The sequence below is a fragment of the Pseudomonas palleroniana genome, from assembly GCF_003031675.1.
Taxonomy (GTDB): Bacteria; Pseudomonadota; Gammaproteobacteria; order Pseudomonadales; family Pseudomonadaceae; genus Aquipseudomonas; species Aquipseudomonas palleroniana.
Map to the genome: position 1 here is coordinate 1 of NZ_PYWX01000077.1, position 3,943 is coordinate 3,943.

General features: G+C 60.7%; 1 protein-coding gene. It reads right to left on the minus strand.

Annotated features, from left to right (window positions below; translation table 11 throughout):
- The coding region (locus C9383_RS26080) for an immunoglobulin-like domain-containing protein (RefSeq protein ID WP_107338888.1) at positions 1 to 3,943 on the minus strand (3,943 nt) is incomplete at both ends.

A 3,943-nucleotide genomic window follows, 5' to 3' on the forward strand; every position in this document is an offset into this window, starting at 1 on the left:
TCGCTGCCAGGCAGCGTGGCCTCGGTGTGACCGAGGATGGCATTGGCCAGGTCCTTCGGATCGATGTTGCTTTGCGGCTTGCCATCGCTGTCGTACGGTTTGAGGTCATTGAGGCTGACATCGCCGTTGATACCGATCGCTTCCACCTGCGACAGCCCACCCAGCAGCGCAAACGCGCTCTTGGCGTTGCTCAACGTCGCCGAATCGGTGCTGTAGCCTGTACCGTTCAGGTTGGACAACTCGTAGGTGCCGTCACCTTGGGCGTGAAGGATGCCCAGATTGTTAAGGACCCAGCGCGATCCATTCCAGGTTTGCAATTGCGCTGCGCCCGAGGTGTCGATGCTGAAGTAGTGGGTGTTATCCAGGTACTTGCTGAACGTTGTCCCCAGTGTGTAGTTGGACGTCGTCACCAGATCGTCGAGCTTGGTGTTGTAAATCGTCGGGTTGGTCTGCTCGCCACTCTGGTAGTACGTCGGCTGGCCATCGGTGATGAAGTAGGTCAGGTTGGTGGCGCCGGTGTTGCTGGTCGCCAGGCCGCTCTGGAAGAAGTTCGCCGTGGTCTTGAACACGTCCTCATAGTTGGTACCGCCACCCGATGTCATCGAGTCCAGTACCCCCTTGAGCACGTTCAGCGCGTTCGGATCGTTGAGGTTGATCGCGACCGACTTGTTCACTTGGGTATCGAAGTCTGCCAGGAAGATATTCACCGTGCCCGAGGTGTTGGCGCCCAGGCTGTTTTTGAGCGAGTTGAACACCGAGGTCAGCGAGTCTTTCGCCGCGCTGATCGAAGCCGGGGTCATGCTGCCTGAACTGTCCACCATGAACGCGATGTTGTAGTTCTTGCCCTGCACTACGTTCAGGCCGCCGATGTCGGAAACCATAATGTCGTTGCCATCGGTGCCGGTGAGCGAGTCGCTGCCCGAGGTGCCGGTGGCGGCGCTATAGGTCGCCGGGTACACGGTGACCGGCAATTGCGCGGTGGTGGTCGCAGAACCGCCGAGGCTTTCGGTGGACGTCGAGGTGACCGCCAGGTTGAACTGGCCGCTGTAGTAGGTCGGTGGCTTGATCGACAGGGAGCTCAGGTCCCAACCGGTCACGTTGACTTCGCCCACAGCCTTGGTCGCGGTGAAAGTATGCCCGGATGCATCGGTGAGCACGGAGCCGGCCGGTATGCCGCTGATCTTCACGCTGAGGGTTTCCGAGCCGTCGGTGTCGGTCAGTGCGGTGGTGACCTTGGACAGCTTGACGGTGCCGTTTTCCAGACCTTCGTTGAGCTTGTAGCCCACGTAGTAACCGTCGCCGTTGCTGCCATGCAGGTCGGAGACGGTCACGCCGGCGTTGGTCAGGTCGGCGATGCCGGTGTACAGCGGCACGCCGCTGGTGCTCAGGTCTTGAACCGGGCCGCCATTGACCGACAGGTTGACGTCGTAGCTGCCAGGGCCGGACTGGTTGGCGTGATAGATCTCGAGGCTGTAATAACCACTCACTGTCGGTGTGATCGAGCCGCTGAACTTGCCGCTGTTGTTGCCCCACTGAGCGCTGGCCACGTCTTTGCCGCCGACGTTGATCACCAGGCTGTCATCGCCGGTACCGCTGAAGGTGTAGGTCTTGCCGGCTTCCATGTACATCAGGCCGGAGATCTTCGAGCCGCTGCCTGCCGTGACATTGGTGGTGGATTCGACGTTGGTCACCAACCCGCTGCTGTTTGGCGTGCCGGCGTTATCAATGGCGTTTTTCAGGTCGGCCGGTGCTGCGCCGTTCCCGTTGGTGCCGAGACCCGAAACGCTGTTCCAGCTTTGCTTGAGCAAGCCGATCGAATTGACGCTGTTGTCGGCCACATTCAGGGTCGGAGCATCGGCCACCGGGGTGATGTCGACTTTCACTGTGGCGCTGTTGCCCAGGTCCTTGCCGTCGGTAGGCTGGAACTTGAACTGCGCATAGTCCGCCTGCTTGTTACCAACGCCGGTGCCACCATAACCGTCGGCGCCGGACTCGTTGGCGTTCGGCATAAAGCGCAACTGGCCGCCGTCGATCTGGGCTTTGGTGAAGGTCTGGCCTGCGGTCACGCTGGTCCAGGTCGTGCCATCCGCCGCCAGGTATTGCAGCTTGCCGGCCACCGGCAGGTCGATGATTTTCACGCCGAGGCTGCTTTGTGGCGAGTCCACATCGGTCACGCCGAAGTTGGCCCAGGTCAGCGCCAGCGGCGTGTCTTCGGTGCCGGTCACGGCACTGCCGGTCGCCACCGGTGGATCGTTGACCGCCACTACGTTGACGGTGGTGGTCGCCACGTTGGAGTAGTTGCCGCCATCGGTCACGGTCACGGTAATGGTCCGTGGCGTGGTGCTCGGGTCGTGGCTGCTGTTGGTGAACGTAATGTTCTGGATACGCTGCATGTAGTCAGCCAGCGTGGCGCTGCCCGACAACGTCAGGGTGATGGTGCCCGTCTGGTTGTTGGTGCTGACGGTAATGCCATTCACGCTGTTGCCCAGGTTCAGTGCATCACCGGCCTGTGCGTTGGTCAGGGTGACGGTCGCGCCGGTCAGCAGGGTGCTGTCCGGGTCGGTGATCTTGATATCCGTGTCGGCAATCGACACACCCGGCCCGGCGGTGCCTTCGGTGAAGGTCGTCTTGTAGTCGGCACCGGTTGCGCCGCTGGAGTTGTTGGCATCCAGGTCGATGACCGGCGGCGCATCGTTGTCGATGATGTTGGTGCTGACGCTGCCTTTGTCGACCACCAGATTCTCGAAGTTGCCACCCGTGGTTTTGTCGATGGTGATGACGATCTGCTCGGTCGGCTCGGTGATCTTGTCATCGATGGTACGGATATCAAACGGCACGCTGCTGGAGCCGGCAGGGATCTTCACGGTGTACACGCCGTTGAAGTCCGAGCCGTCGGTAGCGGTGCCGCTGTATTTGAGCGTCACGGTCACATCGGTTTGCGCCGGGTTGCTCAGGGTCAGGGTGTAGTGCGCGGTTGCGCCTTCGGTCACCGATGTGTCGCCAGTGATGCTGATGGTGGTGTTGTTGACCACGTCGGTGACTTTGGTGACTACGGTGCTGCCGTCGACGATCAGGTGCTCGTACTTGTCACCGCCGCTGACCACGCCGGTGATCTTGTTGCTGACATCGTTGGCGCCCACGTACGCATCGTTAGGCGCGGTGGCGGTAGTGACGCCGCTGGACTTGCCGTTACCGATAGTGATGGTCGAACCGTTATCCAGCTTCACCACCAGGTCGGAACCGACGTTGTTGACCGCTACACCGTTCTTGTCGACCAGCGACGCGGTGTAGATGATCTGTCCGCCTTCGCTGGTAGACCCCGTGGCCTTGAGCGACACCGTCACATCATCGATCGTGTCGTTGATGGTAGTGGTTGCGCCGCCCGGTGTAATGCTCACACCTTCGAAGTTACCGCCAGTGGTGCCAGTGATCTTGACGGTCTGGGTGCTCTTATCGATGAACACGTCATCGCTTGGCGCCGGGACGGTCACCGTACCGACAGTTGCACCTTGCTTGATGCTGATGCTCGAACCGTTATCGAGCTGGATCACCATGTCGCTGCCGGCCTTGTTGCTCAAGGTGGCGGTGTAGGTGATCTGGCCACCTTCGTTGACTGCGCTTGGCGCGGTCAGCGTGACGGTGGTGAGATCGGTTGTACCGGGAGTGTCGGTAACGGTGGTATTTACCGGCGTAGTGCCCGGTACCAGGTTCTCGAAGTGCTCGCCGCCGGTGACGCCTTTGATGGCGGTGGTGACGGTCTGGTCGCCTTTGTAGACGTCGTTCGGCGCCACGGTGGTGACGGTGCCGCTGGATTGGTTCACACCGATGGTGATGGTTTTACCGTTATCCAGGGTGACGGTCAGCGGGTTGGTGATGTTGGTCACCGGTGCGCCGTTTTTATCCACAAGGCTGGCGGTGTAGACGATGTTGCCGCCTTCACCGA